Annotated in this window: 14 protein-coding genes and 1 pseudogene; 8 read left to right on the top strand and 7 right to left on the bottom strand. The window is 32.3% G+C overall.

The annotated features are described in order from the left end of the window. Positions 1 to 145 precede the first annotated feature (145 nt). The 3 genes and pseudogenes from EI427_RS10055 to EI427_RS10045 all read left to right on the top strand — a co-directional run bounded on the left by EI427_RS10055 (position 146) and on the right by EI427_RS10045 (position 1,461). Positions 146 to 748 carry a hypothetical protein gene (locus EI427_RS10055; RefSeq protein WP_126614193.1) on the top strand — a complete coding sequence of 201 codons (603 nt, stop codon included), beginning with the start codon at positions 146 to 148 and terminating at the stop codon, positions 746 to 748. A gap of 100 nt (positions 749 to 848) precedes the next feature. Beyond that, positions 849 to 1,187: pseudogene (locus tag EI427_RS10050) on the top strand (RHS repeat-associated core domain-containing protein); the annotation flags it as partial. Continuing rightward, positions 1,177 to 1,461, top strand: a complete 285-nt coding sequence (locus EI427_RS10045) for a hypothetical protein (RefSeq protein WP_126614189.1) — start codon at positions 1,177 to 1,179, stop codon at positions 1,459 to 1,461. The pseudogene EI427_RS10050 and the gene EI427_RS10045, both read left to right, overlap by 11 nt. A 923-nt stretch (positions 1,462 to 2,384) precedes the next feature. On the opposite strand, the gene EI427_RS10040 is transcribed toward EI427_RS10045, so the two are convergent. Beyond that, entirely contained in the window at positions 2,385 to 2,936 is a 552-nt protein-coding gene (locus tag EI427_RS10040) for a helix-turn-helix domain-containing protein (protein ID WP_126614188.1), read from the bottom strand. 359 nt (positions 2,937 to 3,295) lie between these two features. Between EI427_RS10040 and EI427_RS10035 the strand changes: the two genes are divergently transcribed. After that, complete coding sequence (locus EI427_RS10035) at positions 3,296 to 5,926, top strand: valine--tRNA ligase (protein ID WP_126614186.1); 2,631 nt, start codon at positions 3,296 to 3,298, stop codon at positions 5,924 to 5,926. An 89-nt stretch (positions 5,927 to 6,015) separates the two neighbouring features. After that, complete coding sequence (locus EI427_RS10030; RefSeq protein ID WP_126614184.1) at positions 6,016 to 6,819, top strand: DUF4292 domain-containing protein; 804 nt, start codon at positions 6,016 to 6,018, stop codon at positions 6,817 to 6,819. Between the two features lie 56 nt (positions 6,820 to 6,875). Here the strand turns inward: EI427_RS10030 and lpxB are convergent, their stop codons facing one another. The 5 genes from lpxB to EI427_RS10005 all read right to left on the bottom strand — a co-directional run bounded on the left by lpxB (position 6,876) and on the right by EI427_RS10005 (position 12,498). Then, positions 6,876 to 8,003, bottom strand: a complete 1,128-nt coding sequence (gene lpxB, locus EI427_RS10025; RefSeq protein ID WP_126614182.1) for a lipid-A-disaccharide synthase — start codon at positions 8,001 to 8,003, stop codon at positions 6,876 to 6,878. A 106-nt stretch (positions 8,004 to 8,109) separates the two neighbouring features. Further along, entirely contained in the window at positions 8,110 to 8,529 is a 420-nt protein-coding gene (locus EI427_RS10020; protein ID WP_126614180.1) for a 6-pyruvoyl trahydropterin synthase family protein, read from the bottom strand. Positions 8,530 to 8,603: 74 nt separating this feature from the next. Further along, the gene (locus EI427_RS10015) at positions 8,604 to 10,133 is read right to left on the bottom strand and encodes a tetratricopeptide repeat protein (protein ID WP_126614178.1); all 1,530 of its coding nucleotides are present in this window, start codon (positions 10,131 to 10,133) and stop codon (positions 8,604 to 8,606) included. A 15-nt stretch (positions 10,134 to 10,148) separates the two neighbouring features. Beyond that, on the bottom strand, positions 10,149 to 11,195 hold the full coding sequence (locus EI427_RS10010) for a tetratricopeptide repeat protein (protein ID WP_126614176.1): 1,047 nt from the start codon (positions 11,193 to 11,195) through the stop codon (positions 10,149 to 10,151). A 121-nt stretch (positions 11,196 to 11,316) separates the two neighbouring features. Beyond that, entirely contained in the window at positions 11,317 to 12,498 is a 1,182-nt protein-coding gene (locus tag EI427_RS10005) for a putative type IX sorting system protein PorV2 (RefSeq protein WP_126614174.1), read from the bottom strand. 154 nt (positions 12,499 to 12,652) lie between these two features. Here EI427_RS10005 and EI427_RS10000 point away from each other — a divergent pair, with 154 nt between their 5' ends. From EI427_RS10000 to EI427_RS09990, 3 genes are all read left to right on the top strand, one after another. Further along, positions 12,653 to 13,114, top strand: a complete 462-nt coding sequence (locus tag EI427_RS10000; protein ID WP_170178441.1) for a SixA phosphatase family protein — start codon at positions 12,653 to 12,655, stop codon at positions 13,112 to 13,114. 142 nt (positions 13,115 to 13,256) lie between these two features. Next, positions 13,257 to 14,243 (top strand): YhdH/YhfP family quinone oxidoreductase, encoded by a 987-nt coding sequence (locus EI427_RS09995; protein WP_126614170.1) that lies wholly within the window; start codon positions 13,257 to 13,259, stop codon positions 14,241 to 14,243. A gap of 185 nt (positions 14,244 to 14,428) precedes the next feature. After that, positions 14,429 to 15,427, top strand: coding sequence for a hypothetical protein (locus EI427_RS09990; RefSeq protein WP_126614168.1), 999 nt, complete (start codon positions 14,429 to 14,431; stop codon positions 15,425 to 15,427). A 63-nt stretch (positions 15,428 to 15,490) separates the two neighbouring features. Here the strand turns inward: EI427_RS09990 and EI427_RS09985 are convergent, their stop codons facing one another. After that, entirely contained in the window at positions 15,491 to 16,567 is a 1,077-nt protein-coding gene (locus EI427_RS09985; protein WP_126614166.1) for a PP2C family protein-serine/threonine phosphatase, read from the bottom strand. Between the last annotated feature and the right edge of the window lies 1 nt (position 16,568).

The raw sequence follows: 16,568 nt of genomic DNA, 5'->3' as shown, positions 1-16,568 counted from the left end.
TATCTGTGATTCGTAACAGATCACAAACCAATGAAGGACACCTATTTAGGTGTCCTTTTTGTGTACGTAAAAACCTATTATTCAGCTATTTAATGTGCTAGTTATAACGATTTCCTATTACCCTAACCCTAATTTATTTAACCCCATGTTTATTTTTAGAGATTATAAAAACTATGATCAATTAATTGCTCAAATGTATAATGATCAGTTTAGTTATGCTCAATTTGAAAAGCAATACATTAATCATATCAATAAAAAGTATGGTATAAATACATCTATTGGAGAAGATATTATTTACCTATTAACTCAAGCGAGTAATAAGAATTTACCAACTGTATTTAATAAAATAATGGATAGTATGGAGAAATCAGATATTTTTCAACTACAGATATTATTTTATTTCTCTTATAATTTCGAACAAAATGAACGAGCAAAAAGATATTTAAATCAAATGTTGAAAAGTGAGGATGAACTAGATCAAAGGATATTCTTTGCTAATCTAGACTCACAGTATAAAAATTTCTTTTTGATTAATATAAAAGAGCCAAAGGAATTTATCGATTTTGTGGAAAAAGCGAAACTAAAATGGCCTATTTATACTCTAGAATTTAATTATCTGATCTTATCAGTTGCGAATGATTATAATATAACCATTATTAATTATGAGAAATATCTAAAATATTGTGAGAAGAAATTTAAACCCAATAGATATTTTACTATTGAGGACCTTAATACTTTAAAAAAGTAAGGTCTGGGTATCATTTTGACTTACAACACGCTACAAGTTTACAAAACACATCTAACCGTTAACGTATGGCTACTAAGCAGAATTAGCCAAAGATGAAACAGGTTTCAATAGTTTTGAGGCTAGGATGTACGACCCTGTGATTGGTAGATGGATGAGTGTGGACCCTGCTAGGCAGTATGCTAGTGGTTATCTTGCCATGAGGAATAATCCAATTTTATATTATGATCCTAATGGTCTATGGGATTGGAATGCGATAAAGAAAGATGCAATGTATACAACTTTTGGGGGGTTAGAAGTTGCAGGAGGAGTAAGTGTTATTACTGCTTCAAGTGGTTTAGGTACTATTCCAGGTGCATATTTAGTCGCTGATGGGAGTGTGAGAGTAATAGCAGGATTGAATTTATTATATCATGGAATAACTGAAGATAATGTTAAATGAAGTAACTACAGCTGCGGTTAATGTTGGTCAAGGTTTGAAAATGATTGATAAATTAGGGACAGCAACACCGACAGGTTTGATCGATAAATTAATTCAGCCTATGGTAAGCAATCAATTTAGTATGCATCTTTATCAAAATTTTGGATATTATAAACTAGGGTTGTCATTTGGAGCTAAGTCTTATAATATTGGTTCACATATACAGGCCTTATTTAGTCCCAAAAGTACTATTGAAGCAAAAGATATAATTATAGACCCTATACCAGTTGATTGATGAAGGAAATTATATATATAAACAGTGAAAAAAATGAAAGTATTTTCAAGCTTCTTTTATATTCCCTTTTACTTTCTATAATATTCACAATAGGGACAATCTCTTATTCATATTACAATGTTTCAAATTCTCAAACATTGGCATTGTTACTTTTATATGTTATCATTTTTACATTTATTCTAAATGGTAAACCGTATTTGAAAGAGATGATTTTTTACGAGGATAGAATTCTTTTTAAAAGAAAATATCTATGTTTTACTTTAAAACATAAGTATGAATATAAAGATATTAAATGTGAAAAATCATTTCATACAATCACCTTTGATTGTTATAAAAAAGGAGACTGGGAGAGAAAGGTATTTAAGGTAGACTCAACATCTTGGAGGGATTTCTTAGAAATAAAAAAAAGAATTACTTATATGAAAATCTAGGGAATTGATATTATTATCCACCGAGTTGAAATAGTACTGTTCGCAGTATCTCATTATAAACTTTAAAAGTGTTTTAAGTTCCCAACTTACAACCAAAATAGAACCATGAAAAAACTTCCAAAGCAAATCTTCCTCTTCTTCTTTTTTCTAATCTCCCTCAACTTATCTGCCCAAGAAAAAGTAGCTCAATTGAAAGACCACAAAAAGTTTGAACTAATACACGTGCTCTTGAGCAATGGATTAGCTAATGCAAATTAGTAAAAAGAACAGTGGATGTAGACAGCGTTGAATTTCATAAAACCTTTTTTCAAGATGAAATTATTTCGTGAGCAAACGCATCACTTTCTAATTTTATCAAATTTTTGACAAAAAAATAACCGTTAACCGGTTAAGATGTGTAACAAGAAGTAAAAAAGTACAGAAGAATAATTTTTTAGTGGTAAGTCGAGTAGTAATTAATCTATTTTAGAAGTGTTTTTTTGAAAGTAGACATTAGGCTGCCTTCTTATCAATAAAATTGATTGTAGCTTTGGGAGGGATAGAATAAAATGAATTTTGAATGACTTCTTTTTGTAGCCTACGCTCTTGTCTAACTTTCCTTTTCCATCTTAGATGTGCGTATAGAAATTGGTACAAAGGTTCATTGTCCATATAATGGAACATAATAAACCCATAATACAAGTTGTAAATTTTCTTTGGTCCTAATCGTCTCATTTTATAGTATGGACTGAAAATGTATTCATCCCTGTTGGCATCACTTAACCAATAAATTTTAGTTCGGTTAGTATATAACATATATTTTATTCTTTTATAATGGAATATAAAACTTCTCTTTTTGGTACTGCTTGCCATTTTTTTTCTTGCGATGGCTAGTTTTTGGGCATACTCTGCCACGTATTTCCCATTAGGCATACTATTTCGTTTTAGTTCTCTATAAATGGTAGTCGTTGATACTTCTACTAAATGAGCAATTCCTTTTATCCTAATCTTGGCTGCATAAGCAACTTGTAAGCGTACTCTTTGATGATAGGTTAGGTTTTTCATGAGTAAATTATTTTGAGTGTTAATAGTGTATTCGTTTTTTCTAAGTACTCGGTTACAATAAAAGCTGTTTTATAACATAAGTTAATGCATGAAAAGGAAATGTGATGTTTTGATAAACATAAAAAGGAGTGCTAAATTTTATAATGAAACCTGATGTTGTAATGTAATTAATGTCGTTTTCATCATGAATTACCTTTTGATAAACGCATTCTGTTTGATTTCTGATTTATATTCAATTATTAATTCTTAATTCTTCATCATCTAAAATTCTTTTTGATTAAATTTGCCGTTCGTAAAGAATTTATGAGCCTCGAAAGGGGTCATTTAGTATAAATTATTTTTTCTGTAAAATTAAAAGCATGGAACTTGCGTCTAAGTACAATCCTCAAAATATAGAGGACAAATGGTATCAATTCTGGTTAGAAAATAAATACTTCCACTCGGAGCCAAACCCTAATAAGAAGCCATTTACCGTCGTCATTCCACCGCCAAACGTAACTGGTGTACTTCATATGGGACACATGTTGAACAATACAATTCAAGATGTATTGGTTCGTCGTGCACGTATGAGAGGATTTGAAGCATGTTGGGTACCTGGTACTGACCATGCCTCTATCGCTACAGAAGCGAAAGTGGTAAAAATGCTAAAAGAAGAGAAAAATATTGCCAAAAAAGACATTACACGCGACGAGTTCATGGGCTACGCGTGGGAATGGAAAGAAAAATATGGTGGTATTATTCTAGATCAGTTACAGAAATTAGGTGCTTCTTGTGATTGGGACCGTACTAAGTTCACAATGGACGAGGACATGTCGAAAGCTGTAATTAAAGTTTTCGTAGATCTTTATAAGAAAGGTTGGGTGTACAGAGGTGCTCGTATGGTAAACTGGGATCCAACAGGTAAGACTGCCCTTTCTGATGAAGAGGTAATCCATAAAGAAGTTAACTCAAAATTATATTACGTTAAATACCCAATTGTAGGTAAAGAAGGGGAGTTTGTAACTATTGCTACAACTCGTCCAGAAACTATTCCTGCAGATGCTGGTATTTGTGTAAATCCTAACGATGAGCGTTTCAAAGACTTAATTGGTAAGAAAGTAATTGTACCAACAACAGATAGAGAAATTCCTGTTTTTGGTGATGATTACGTTGATATTGAATTTGGTACTGGTTGTTTAAAAGTAACTCCAGCTCACGATATTAATGATTACGGATTAGGCTTAAAGCACAACTTAGAAGTTATTGATATCATTGAAGAAGATGGTACTATTAATGCTAAAGCTGGCGCAAAATACGATGGCAAAGATCGTTTTGTTGTTCGTAAGGAAATTATAAAAGACTTAGAAGCTGCCGGAAACCTTGTAAAGGTAGAAGAGCTTGTAAATAAAGTAGGTACGTCTGAAAGAACTGGTGCGGTAATCGAACCAAGAATTTCTACGCAGTGGTTTGTTTCTATGAAAGAAATCTCTAAACCTGCATTAGAGAATGTAATGAATGATACAATTCAATTACATCCTGCAAAATTTAAGAATACCTACCGTCATTGGATGGAGAATGTAAAGGATTGGTGTATTTCTCGTCAGTTATGGTGGGGACAGCAAATTCCTGCTTTCTATCTTCCAAATGGTGAATATGTAGTTGCAGAAACTTCTGAAGAAGCATTAGCATTAGCACAAGAAAAAGATCCATCTATTACATCTCTTGATCAATTGATACAAGATGAAGATGTATTAGATACTTGGTTCTCTTCTTGGTTATGGCCAATTTCTGTATTCGATGGTATTACAAACCCTGAGAATGAGGAAATCAACTATTACTATCCTACAGATGATTTAGTAACGGGTCCAGATATTTTATTCTTCTGGGTAGCACGTATGATCATTGCTGGTTATGAGTGGAAAGGCGAATTACCATTTAAGAACGTATACTTAACTGGTATTGTTAGAGATGGTGAAGGACGTAAAATGTCTAAATCATTGGGTAACTCTCCAGATCCTTTAGATTTAATGAAAATCTACGGAGCGGATGGTGTTCGTGTTGGTCTATTACTTTCTGCTGCTGCAGGTAACGACTTGTTATTTGATGAGAAGTTATGTGAGCAAGGACGTAATTTTGCCAACAAAATATGGAATGCTTTACGTTTAGTGAAAGGTCTAGAAGTAACAGATGCTCCACAACCAGAAGCAAATAAAATAGCTATCGATTGGTTCGAGTCTCGTTTTAATGCTGTTTTAGAAGAGGTTGATGCTAACTGTGATAAATACAGATTATCAGATGCATTAATGTCTATCTATAAATTGGTTTGGGACGATTTCTGTTCTTGGTATTTAGAAATGATCAAGCCAGAATATGGTTCTCCAATAGATAAAGCAACTTTAGAAGCGACAATCAAATTCTTTGAGAAGATTGTAAAACTTCTTCATCCATTTATGCCTTTCTTAACAGAAGAAATTTGGCATGTAATCGGAGACAGAAAAGAAGGTGAAGCATGTGTTGTTGCAGAATACCCAACAGTACAACCTTTTGATGTTACTTTATTGGAACAAGCAGCTGCTGCATTCGATGTTATCTCTCAAGTAAGAAATGTAAGAAACCAAAAACAAATTGGTCCTAAAGTACCTCTTCCAATGTCTATCATGACAAAAGATACAACGGTATACGATCGTTTTGGTGGTATTATTACAAAACTTGCTAACCTTGAATCGTTAACTATGGTTGATGCTGAAGTAGAAGGAGCAACTCAATTTGTATACAAATCAGATACTTGTTTTATAGATGTAGCTGACCAAATTGATGTTGAAGCAGAAAAAGAAAAAATGTCTAAGGAGTTAGAATATACTAAAGGTTTTATTGCTTCTGTAGAAAAGAAATTATCTAACGAACGTTTTGTAGCAAATGCTCCAGAGGCAGTTGTAGCAAAAGAACGTCAGAAAATGGCTGATGCAGAAAGTAAAATCAAAGTATTAGAAGATGCATTAGCAAAACTCTAAAGAGAAAATACTTATATTTAAAGGCAATCGTGTAATGCGATTGCCTTTTTTAATGAACTTATTGTATATAGATACCATAAATTACTTGAATGAGAAAGTTCAATAACACCATCCATTTTATTTCTACCCTTACTGTTTTATTTCTAGTAGGCTGCCAGCCTAAAACAGTTACTACTACGGATTCTAATAAAAGCTCTTCTTTAGATATCCACAATTTAAACTACAAGTACCTTTCTACTAAAGGGAAATTAGAATTCGATTCTCCTGCAAAAGACATGAAACTCTCTGTAGATACTCGAATTGAAAAAGATACAAAAATGTGGATGTCTATGCGTGTAGCAAAGATTGAAGGGTTGAGAGTGCTTGCTACAAAAGATAGTGTTTTTGCATTAATGAAAATGGATAAGGAAGCTTATGCTTTAAGTTATGATGATGTCGAATTACTTTTAGGGACAAGAATTGACTACGATTTATTACAATCTATTTTTACGGGTGATTTACCTTCTAATTTTGAAGATGGTAAATTAAAAATGGATGACGATAACTTTTTACTGACCTTAAAAGGTAAGGGAATGGAGTCTGTTGCATTAATTAGTAGAACATCTCAAAAGCTAGAAAAAATTGCGGTTTCTCTACGTAAGGAAAAGAAGATTGCTCTTATAGATTATATGGATTTTAAAGCAGTTAATGAAGCACCATCTCAAATTGCTCCTTATCATTCTGTAGTAAAAATAGGAACAGGAACGGCAGATAATTTACAAGAGGCAACTTCTGTAGATATTTCATTTTCTAGAATTCAACTTGAAGAAGAAGCACAGAAAATGCCATTTAAAATACCATCAAAATATAAATTGAAGGGCAGGGCTGATTTAGAAATGGATTTGAAAAAATAAAAAAAGAGTGAAGATTAATTAAAGTCTTCACTCTTTTTTTTATCTAACTCAGAGTATTAGAATTTCTGTTCAGGTACTCCTTCTGTAAGGTATTTATACATAAGAGAGGCTGCTTTTTTAGAAGTTCCTTCAGTATCTATTTTTGCTTTCATCTCTGCATAATCAGAAAGTATTTTTTCTCTTTTAGTAGTTAAAGTATACTCCAACTCTTCTTCTAATTTTTCTGTAGTGAAATCTTTCTGGATAAGTTCTCTCACCACTTCTTTATCTGCAATTAGGTTTACTAATGAGATAAATTTTACTTTAATTAAGGCTTTAACAATACCATAAGTTACGGTACTTGTTCTATAACATACAACCTGAGGTACATCAAAAAGTGCAGTTTCTAATGTTGCTGTACCAGAGGTAACTACTGCAGATGTAGCATGAGTTAGTAAATCATAAGTCTGATTAAAGATTACTTTTACACCGAGCGCTTTAGCTTCGTCGTATAATGTAGACGGTAAGTTCTCAACCCCAGCAATAATAAATTGATATTCACTACTGTATTTTGGAATGATAGTAAGCATTGTATTCATAATAGAACTTACTTCCTGAAATCTACTACCTGGTAAGATAGCAATGATTTTTTTATCAGGGTCGATGCCATTATCAGTAAAGAAAGATGGAGAAGGAGTAAACTGTTTAATAGCATCAAACAAAGGATTACCCACATAGTCTACATCATAATCAAACTTTTTATAGAATGCCTTTTCAAAGTGCATGATTACGAACATTCTATCCACTACTTTTCTAATTCTTTTGGCTCTGTTCTGGTTCCAAGCCCAAACTTTAGGCGATATGTAATAGAAGACTTTTGTACCTCTTGGTTTTACATATTTTGCAATTTTGAGATTAAACCCAGAGAAATCAACCAAAATAACAACATCAGGTTTCCAGCATAAGATATCTTTCTTACACTCGTTTAAGTAACGGTAAATAGGAACTAAGTTCTTTGCTACCTCTAAAAAACCCATGAACGAGATGTCAGCATAATGATGAATCATTGTTCCGCCAACTTTTTGCATTTCTTCTCCTCCCCAAAAACGAAATTCAGCATCAGGGTCTTTTACAAGAATCTCCTTCATTAAATTTGAAGCATGTAAATCGCCTGATTTCTCTCCTGCTATTAAATAGTATTTCATCTTTTAAAAGGTAATTTGATTAAAAAGTTGTTGTGTACTAGAGCAAAAATAAAAAAAGGATGCCCATTACAAGCATCCTTTCTAAAATATCGTACTAATTTCTGAATTATTCTCCGTAGTACTGCACGAAATTTTTTCTAGTTTCGTGTAATTCAATACAGTGTAAGTCAGCATTAGGAGCAAACTCTTTTACTTTTGGAGCAAGAATTTTCCAGAATTCTATAGCCAAAGTTTCGCAGCTTGTCATTTTATCCTTTAAGAAGTCAACATCTAGATTTAAGTTTTTATGATCAACTTTATCTATGATGAATTCATTCATTATTTTACCTAAATCCTTCATATTCATTACATATCCTGTATCAGGATCAGGAAGCCCCTTCACTGTAACCAACATTTCGAAGTTATGGCCATGCCAATTTTCATTTGCACAAGGACCAAAAAAATCTTCATTTTGTTCTTTTGTCCATTTCGGATTATACAACTTGTGAGCTGCATTGAAGAACTCTCGTCTGTTTATGTAAATCATAGTTTATAAATTTGAAGTTGCAAAAATAACAACTTCAACAATATGAGCTACTTTTAAGTTTAAAATAATTCATTTTATTCTATATGATTAACAGAATCGGCCTTAGAAAGTAACGAAAACTGATAAATTGACTTCAATAAATCTGCTGTAGCATGCACAGTAACTTTTCTTATATCCTTTAGAGGATCTGTATGTTGCGGTGAATGTAGCATGTTTATAGAATCTTTATCTAACAGTATAAAGGCAATTTCTTTTTTAGCAATTGATAACTCCTTGTCTTTATCAAGAATACTTATTCTGTAGATGTCTTTTTCTCCATACCCCCCTTTTCTTGCAGAAGAATAATAGGCATGTCTTCCGTTTGCTCTAATCATAAAGTAAACGTCATCATAAGGTGAATTAATTGGTGTACCTAAATTTTTTGGAGTGCTCCAATTACCCTGAAAATCTCTAGTTGATTTAAAAACATCGTATCCACCCATAGAATTATGCCCTCTAGAACTAAAGTACAATGTATTACCATCTCTAGAGAGTGCAACACCTTCTTCATCATGAATTGTGTTTATGGTTTCTCCAAGAGATACTGCTTCTTCCCATTTACCATTTTTGTCTTTAATTGACATCATAATATCTAAACCTCCTATAGAAAGATCTTCTCTGTTACTTACAAAATAAAGCGTATCCATTGTGTAATTTAAACAAGCAGAAGTCTCTACAGAAAGTGTAGTATTTATCTGGGAGGGAAGTTTTTTAGGTTTACTCCAAGAAGTATCTTCTTTTACAGATAGTAATAGGTCACCATTTCTATAAATTATCATTTCAGACCCATCCATTGAAATTGAAACAGTAGCAGAATGGTCATCTGTGTTCATTGGAATAGGATAGGGCGTTGCCCAATTAACATAATCACTTCTATGGGAATGATAAATATTTTCTGTAAGATGTGTTAAAATATCGGGATTGTCTGTTCTAAATTCATGGCGTCTACTTGTAAAATAAAGGTCGTCTTCTACGGCATCTACAAGAGGACAAAAATCAGAATATTTTGAATTGACTTCTGGTCCTAAATTTTTTATTATGATATGCTCATTCGGGAAATCATAGAATGTTCTTGCGTACTGACATTCTTTAATTTTTTTGTCGATAATATCATATTTAGAAGAGTCCAAAGCGTTGTAACTTTTATGATAATATTTGATGGCTTTATTCCATCTTTCATCATATTGATAGGCTCTTCCTAAATCGTAGAAAAGATCACTAGAAATTGTTTCATTTAACTTTAATGCTTTTTCTAGATAGAATACAGCCTCAGATTTTTGTTCCGTTACAGAAGCTAAAAAGCATTGCCCAATTTTAATGTTTATACTTCCTTCCTCACTAATAAAATCATAAGCGCCCATATAGTACTTAAAAGCCTCGTCAGGTTGATCTAGTTCATAAAATAGACTATCGCCTAAACGGACGAGTTCTCTAACAAAAATCATATCATCATCACCAAGAGCAAAAGAACCTTCGGCATCCTTTGTCGTATCTGAGGCAATTTCTTGAGAAAAAGAGGAATAGGAAACGATGAGCAATAATAAACTATAAATAATTTTTTTCATTCAACTAGAGATTAATTATTGACACGTTTTCTGTGTGTATTCAATACCTTGTAAATCGCCTAATTCAGCGGCTTTATTCCAATCAGAACATGCTCCATTGTCATCATGTTTCCTTTCTTTGATATTTCCACGCGTTATATAAGCTTTAGCAAAGAAGGGGTAGTGGTCTAATAATTTATTGATATCATTCATACTACCGTCATAATCTCCAAGTATGTAGCGTGTTACTGCCCTGTTGTTTAAAGCTTCTTTAGGTTGAAACTGATCGTGTTCTATTGAACTACTAAAATCTTGCTCTGCTTGTTGATAATCTTCATAATTAAGATAAATCAACCCTCTATTATTGTATGCATCAGCATAAGTACTGTCATAAAAAATAGCTCTATTAAAATCATCAAAAGCCATAGAATAATTTTTCATTGTTTCGTAAACAATCCCTCTATGGTTGTAACAAACAGACATATGAGGAGCTAAAATTAAAGCTTTTGTAAAGCAGTCTTTTGCCTTATTTAAGTTGTTGTTTTTATAATATAGAGTACCCATGTCGTGCCAAGTTATTGGGCTTTCTGGGTTTGCAACAGTAATTTCATCTAAAGCATCTATAGTTAAAGCATTTGCACCTATATAATAGTAGCATTGTGCCTTTCTCCAAAGAGCATCTATATGTTTGGGTTGCAAATTGATTACACTATCGAAATCTGCAATTGCATTTAAAAAATCTTTCTCTAAATAATATGAAATTCCTCTGTGGTAAAATATTTCTATTTTCTTATTATGCTGTAAATGCAAGGCTTTTGTAAAATCTGCTTGAGCACTTTTATAAGCCCCCATATTACATTTTAATTTCCCTCTTGTAAACAATGCATCTTTATTGTTTTTGTCTTTTTGTAAGATATTATTTACAGTAAAGAGCATACGGTATTTGTCATCTTTTTTGGTAAGATGTGAAGTAACTGAAGTTGTTGGGTAATCTGTGATTTGAGAAAAACAACTGCTGTTTATAGAACAGAATGTTACTAGGAAAAGTAGAATAAATAGTTTAAAGAAGTAGTGTGTGTTCATTAAAAAGTAATAGCCATAAATTTAGTATTATTGACATTTTACTCAATAATTATCGGATAATCAAATAAGTAGATTAATTTATTCTACTAAAAGTGATCTATACGCTAAGTAATACTAGAATTTAATAGTATTTATCGCTCTTTGGGGTAGAAGTTGAACGTTTAAACGTACGTCCAAAATTGGCTTTTAAACTAAAAATATGAGAGTACAAAGATGCTGTGGATACATCTCCAATATTTGTAAGGGCGTAATCTATTGTAAAACCTTTAAAGGCAAACCCAGCACCAAAACTAGGTAAGAATTCTAGTGTTTTTGTACCGTTAAATTCTGTAATATATTGAAGTTGAGAAATACCACCTCTTAAGAAAATCATTTGTTTATAATGAAATTCGACTCCTGCATGTGGATCGACACTTAGTAATTCGCTTTTAATAACTGTATTTCTTTTACCATCAAAGGTGATGTCAGCTCCTAATGATACTAGTACACCAATAAGTTCGTCTGCGTTTTCTAATTGACTATTTTTCCAAATTGGAAAACTCTTAGCACCTCCAACAATTAACCTAGGAGTGGCTACTTCTACAGAGTTATCCGGAATTGTATTTCCTGTTGCAGCAAAAACATCATAAAAAGTAGCAGGGTTATAGGTCCATATATTATAAGTACCTGTAATGTCTTTTGCTGTAACACCAGCTTTCCAAGTACCTTTTTGCCATTGTACACCAATGTCTAAACCAAAACCCCAAGCATTAGCAAACTGTCCTGCATTTCTGTAAATAATTTTAGCATTTGCACCAAATTGAAAATTAGGTAAGTTTGGAAACATTCTAGCATAAGAAAAGATGAATGCGTAATCTGAGGCAGAAAAGCTTTTAACATTATCCCAATTTAATGAACCGTCTGGGTCAAATAAATATCTTGTATCGGGGATATCATCTACACCAAAACGAATAGCAGAAAAACCTAAAGCAGATTGCTCGTCTATTTTTGTAGCAAAGCCAGCAAAATCATAATTAGCAATACCTGCAAAATATTCTGCGTGCATAAGAGAGGCAGTATATCTGTCTTCAATGTTTAATAAACCCGCAGGATTCCAATATCCAGCAGTGGCGTCATTTACAAGTTCCGTTTGGGAATTTCCCATTGCCAATGCTCTGGCACCTACACCTATTGCCAAATATTCATTTACATATTTAGGAGCCTCAATTTGTCCGTAACTATTAAAGCTAAAAGTATAAATGAATAAGAAGAGTAATAGTATGCTTAAGTATTTATTTATAATCAGATAGAATGATCTTCGCATTTGTAATGGGGCTTAATAAAACCTTATAAAGTGCAAAATAGTGACTTTTTTAAGAATAATTAGCAAATATAGGTTTATCAAATTTTCTTATATGAATTTCAATAGTAATTTAGGATAAAAATAAGACTAAGAAAAATTGAAGAGGTTAATTTTAATGCGTCACGGAAAGTCTTCATGGACAAATCCATTACTTTCTGATTTTGAAAGGCCACTTAATGCAAGAGGACAGAGAGATATTGTAACGATGTCAGATCGATTATTTGATCGTAAAATGATGCCGGAACTAATAATCAGTTCTCCTGCTAAGCGAACTAAAATTACAGCAGAAAAAGTAGCTGAAGTTTTAAGTAAAAAATTACATTTTGAAAAAGATTTTTACAATGCTCTTTTTGAAGATGTATTAGAGTCTGTAAGAAATCTTGATAATCAACTAGATACTGTAATGCTTGTATTTCATAATCCAGCAATTACCGATTTACGGAATTATTTTTTAGAAGATTATCTAGATAATATTCCAACTTCTGGTATGGTAGGTCTTGAATTTACAGATGCAGAAGATTGGTCGACATTAAAAAATGGTCAAGAACTGTTTTTTGATTACCCTAAGAAAAAATAGCTAGAGTAAGCTTTTAAATGAAATCATTTAATTATTGCTTTGGATATTTTCGTGAACATACTTAAAGGTGACCATGTGTCACTTTTTTTTTAGTTAAATGCTATTAATTTCACATTGTTAATCAATTAAATAGGAAAAAGATATGACCACGTTTAGAGCTTTTGTTACAGAAAAAGTAGGAGAGAAAGAATATTCTTCATCTATCCAAAATAAAAATATTACAGACCTTCCAGAAGGAGATGTATTAGTTAAGGTAGCCTACTCATCGTTAAATTATAAAGATGCACTCTCTGCACTTGGTAAGCCAGGAGTAACTAAAAATTATCCTCATACACCAGGTATTGACGCTGCCGGTGTAGTAGTTTCTAGTAATACATCTGATTTTAAAGAAGGTGACGAAGTTATAGTAACAAGTTATGACCTAGGTATGAATACTTGGGGAGGTTTTTCTGAATATATTCAAGTTCCATCTGGATGGGTTATTCCTAAACCAGCAGGTATTTCTTTAAAAGAGAGTATGAAAATGGGTACTGCAGGTTTAACGGCTGCAATGTCTGTTTATAAATTAGTAGATAAAGTAGCCCCAGCAGATGGAAATATTTTAGTTACTGGTGCTACAGGTGGAGTGGGAAGTATTGCAATTGCGATATTAAATAAATTAGGCTATTCTGTTATTACTGTAACAGGTAAAGCAGATAAGGTGGCTTATTTAAAGAGTATTGGTGCTGTAGAAGTATTGTCGAGAGAAGAGTTTCTTGAGGGAAATCAAAGACCACTTTTAAAACCTAAATTTGCAGGAGTAATAGATACAGTTGGTGGCGAATTTCTTGCTACAGCAATTAAAAGTACTAACCCACTAGGCGTTGTTACGTGCTGTGGTAACGCATCTTCTTTTGATTTACCTATAAATGTTTTTCCTTTTATTTTAAGAGGGGTTTCATTAATAGGAATTGATTCTCAGAACTTCCCTAGAGCCGAACGTATTGTTGTTTGGGAAAATATAGCAAAAGATTGGTTACCGAATACCTTAGATGAGATCACGGAAGAGGTAGACTTAGATGGTTTAAAAGCAAAGATAGATACAATAATCAAAGGGCAATTAAGTGGTAGAATACTAGTTAAATTGTAGAAAATTACTTTTACCCTATTAAAAAAAGGTTACTTTAAATTACGGTTTAGAGTAACCTTTTTTATGTTTTAAGATTTATACTTGTTAATAAAATGTTAGCTTTGTATCATTAATTTTTTAGACCAGACTACGGGTCATTTTTATTCTCTTTTCAATAAGCTCTAACAAACAACAAGTCTATCTTCATGAAAACTGTTTTATCACTATTACTAATTACATTTTGTACTTTATCTAGTCTTTACGCGCAAGAAGATTCTACTAAAGTAATCAAAGAGAAATATCCTTACAGATTTCCAATTTGGGGTCAGAAAGTAATGGATAGAGGAATTGAGTTCCCCAAACCTGCTGGTATTAGTTTAAGCTATATTTTTAACGAGATGTACCTTGATATCTCAGAATTTAATATGAGTATTGGCGGTATTCCAATGGATGATATCTTGAATGAAGAAACTTTAGGTTTTAAAAAGACAAGAGCATTTACAAACGGAACAAACCTAAGAGCAGATTTATTTGTATTGCCATTTATGAATGTTTATGGTTTATTCTCTTTAAATAAAGGAGGGACTGAAGTGAGTTTACAGCCCACTTTTGGCGGTACAACACTTCCAGAGTTTGGATCAAAAGTAGAATTTGATGCTGTTACTTTTGGAGGTGGTATGACTTTGCATTATGCAATACAGAAATTTTTTATTAGTGCAGATGTAAATATCTCATCTTCAAAGAGTGCTCTTTTAGATCAAAATGTAGGTGTTGTTACATCATCTTACAGGTTTGGTAGAAGATTTACGTTTAAAAACAAAAAGAAATTAGCCTTCTATATAGGTGCTATGTATAGAAATTTCATGAATCATTCTGGGAACTCAGGAAGAATTACTTTAGGTGAAGCACTACCTGGATTAGAAGAAAGTTATAAAAATTGGTACAATGGATTGTCTAATCCTCAGAAAAAAATAATGGATCAGGTAGAACAGAAAATAGCTGATAGATTAGAGGGGAAAGGATACAATTCTGTTGGCGAAATACCAATTGAGTATTATATACAAAAAGATTTAATTCAGAAATGGACCTTCCAGTTTGGTGGAAACTATGAGTTGAATGACCGTTGGATGATAAGAGGGGAGTATGGAGTTTCTAACTACAGTAAATTCTTAATGACGGGTGTTAATTATAGGTTTGGTTTATAATCTGAAAAGAATATAAAAAAGAAGAAAAGGAAGTAGATTCATTTTAGATGACATCTACTTTTTTTATGATAATTCTAAACCAAAAAATACGATATCATCAATTTGTTGTTGATTTTTCATCCATTTGTTTAAGAACTCTTCCAAATCACTTTGTTGTTGGAAAAATGGTTTTTCTTGAATTGAAGTAAGGAATTTGATTAAATTTTTAGAACCTAATTTCTTGTCTTGAGGTCCTCCAAATTGATCTGTGATGCCATCAGAAAATAGGTAGTATCGATCACCAATTTCTTTATTGTAGATATGATTTGTGAATTTTTTCATAGCCACTGTAGTATCTCCAATAGGGTTTCTATCTCCTTTTATCTGAGTGATTTCGTTATTACTAACTTTTAAATACGGGCGTTTTGCACTAGAAATAGTGATTGTATTTTCTTTATCATCTTCAACAAGAATAGTAAGGTCTATACTATCTCGGTTACTCTTTTCTGTTTCTTGTTTAAGGAGTTTTATTATCGCTTTATCAATATTTCTATTGATCTCTTTAGGGTCTGTGATTTTCTGAACACAGACAAAGCGTTCTAGTAAAGTAATTGCAATTAAGGTCATAAATGCACCAGGTACTCCATGTCCAGTACAATCTGCAACTACTAAAATTTTCTTATTATTGACTTTAGCAGTCCAGTAAAAATCGCCTCCAACAAGATCTTTAGGGTAAAAAACTTTAAAATAGCTAGGGAAGTTATCTCTTAATGTTTTAGAAGAAGGGAAAATACTTTTCTGAATATTTTGAGCATAATGTATACTGCTCAATACTTTTTCGTGTGCCCTTTTTATTATATCAGATTGAAGTTTATGTTTATGAAGGTTCTCATTTAGCGTTTGGGCAATACTAAGTTGCTCATTTATTAAAGTTAACTCTTCAAGGTTTTCAGACAGCTCTTCATTCTGAATTTGAATTTCATATTTTTGATCAATTATACTTTCTTGTGCATCTTCTAAATTCATGAAGAGTTCAGCAATACGCACATTTGCATCTGCAAGTGCCGTTTCACTCTCCTTTAATTCCTTTATCTGTCTATCTTTTTCTGTAATTAAAGCTTCAAGTTCTTTAACCTTTTTTTGTAATGCAGCAATATTCATA

The sequence above is a fragment of the Flammeovirga pectinis genome, assembly GCF_003970675.1.
Lineage (GTDB): Bacteria > Bacteroidota > Bacteroidia > Cytophagales > Flammeovirgaceae > Flammeovirga > Flammeovirga pectinis.
This window is presented reverse-complemented; position numbering and strand designations above follow the sequence as displayed.

Bases quoted from the DNA above. Each gene is read 5' to 3' on its own strand.
- EI427_RS10055 (WP_126614193.1), top strand. From the start codon at position 146: ATGTTTATTTTTAGAGATTATAAAAACTATGATCAATTAATTGCTCAA.
- EI427_RS10045 (WP_126614189.1), top strand. From the start codon at position 1,177: ATGTTAAATGAAGTAACTACAGCTGCGGTTAATGTTGGTCAAGGTTTG.
- EI427_RS10040 (WP_126614188.1), bottom strand. From the start codon at position 2,936: ATGAAAAACCTAACCTATCATCAAAGAGTACGCTTACAAGTTGCTTAT.
- EI427_RS10035 (WP_126614186.1), top strand. From the start codon at position 3,296: ATGGAACTTGCGTCTAAGTACAATCCTCAAAATATAGAGGACAAATGG.
- EI427_RS10030 (WP_126614184.1), top strand. From the start codon at position 6,016: ATGAGAAAGTTCAATAACACCATCCATTTTATTTCTACCCTTACTGTT.
- lpxB (WP_126614182.1), bottom strand. From the start codon at position 8,003: ATGAAATACTATTTAATAGCAGGAGAGAAATCAGGCGATTTACATGCT.
- EI427_RS10020 (WP_126614180.1), bottom strand. From the start codon at position 8,529: ATGATTTACATAAACAGACGAGAGTTCTTCAATGCAGCTCACAAGTTG.
- EI427_RS10015 (WP_126614178.1), bottom strand. From the start codon at position 10,133: ATGAAAAAAATTATTTATAGTTTATTATTGCTCATCGTTTCCTATTCC.
- EI427_RS10010 (WP_126614176.1), bottom strand. From the start codon at position 11,195: ATGAACACACACTACTTCTTTAAACTATTTATTCTACTTTTCCTAGTA.
- EI427_RS10005 (WP_126614174.1), bottom strand. From the start codon at position 12,498: ATGCGAAGATCATTCTATCTGATTATAAATAAATACTTAAGCATACTA.
- EI427_RS10000 (WP_170178441.1), top strand. From the start codon at position 12,653: ATGCGTCACGGAAAGTCTTCATGGACAAATCCATTACTTTCTGATTTT.
- EI427_RS09995 (WP_126614170.1), top strand. From the start codon at position 13,257: ATGACCACGTTTAGAGCTTTTGTTACAGAAAAAGTAGGAGAGAAAGAA.
- EI427_RS09990 (WP_126614168.1), top strand. From the start codon at position 14,429: ATGAAAACTGTTTTATCACTATTACTAATTACATTTTGTACTTTATCT.
- EI427_RS09985 (WP_126614166.1), bottom strand. From the start codon at position 16,567: ATGAATATTGCTGCATTACAAAAAAAGGTTAAAGAACTTGAAGCTTTA.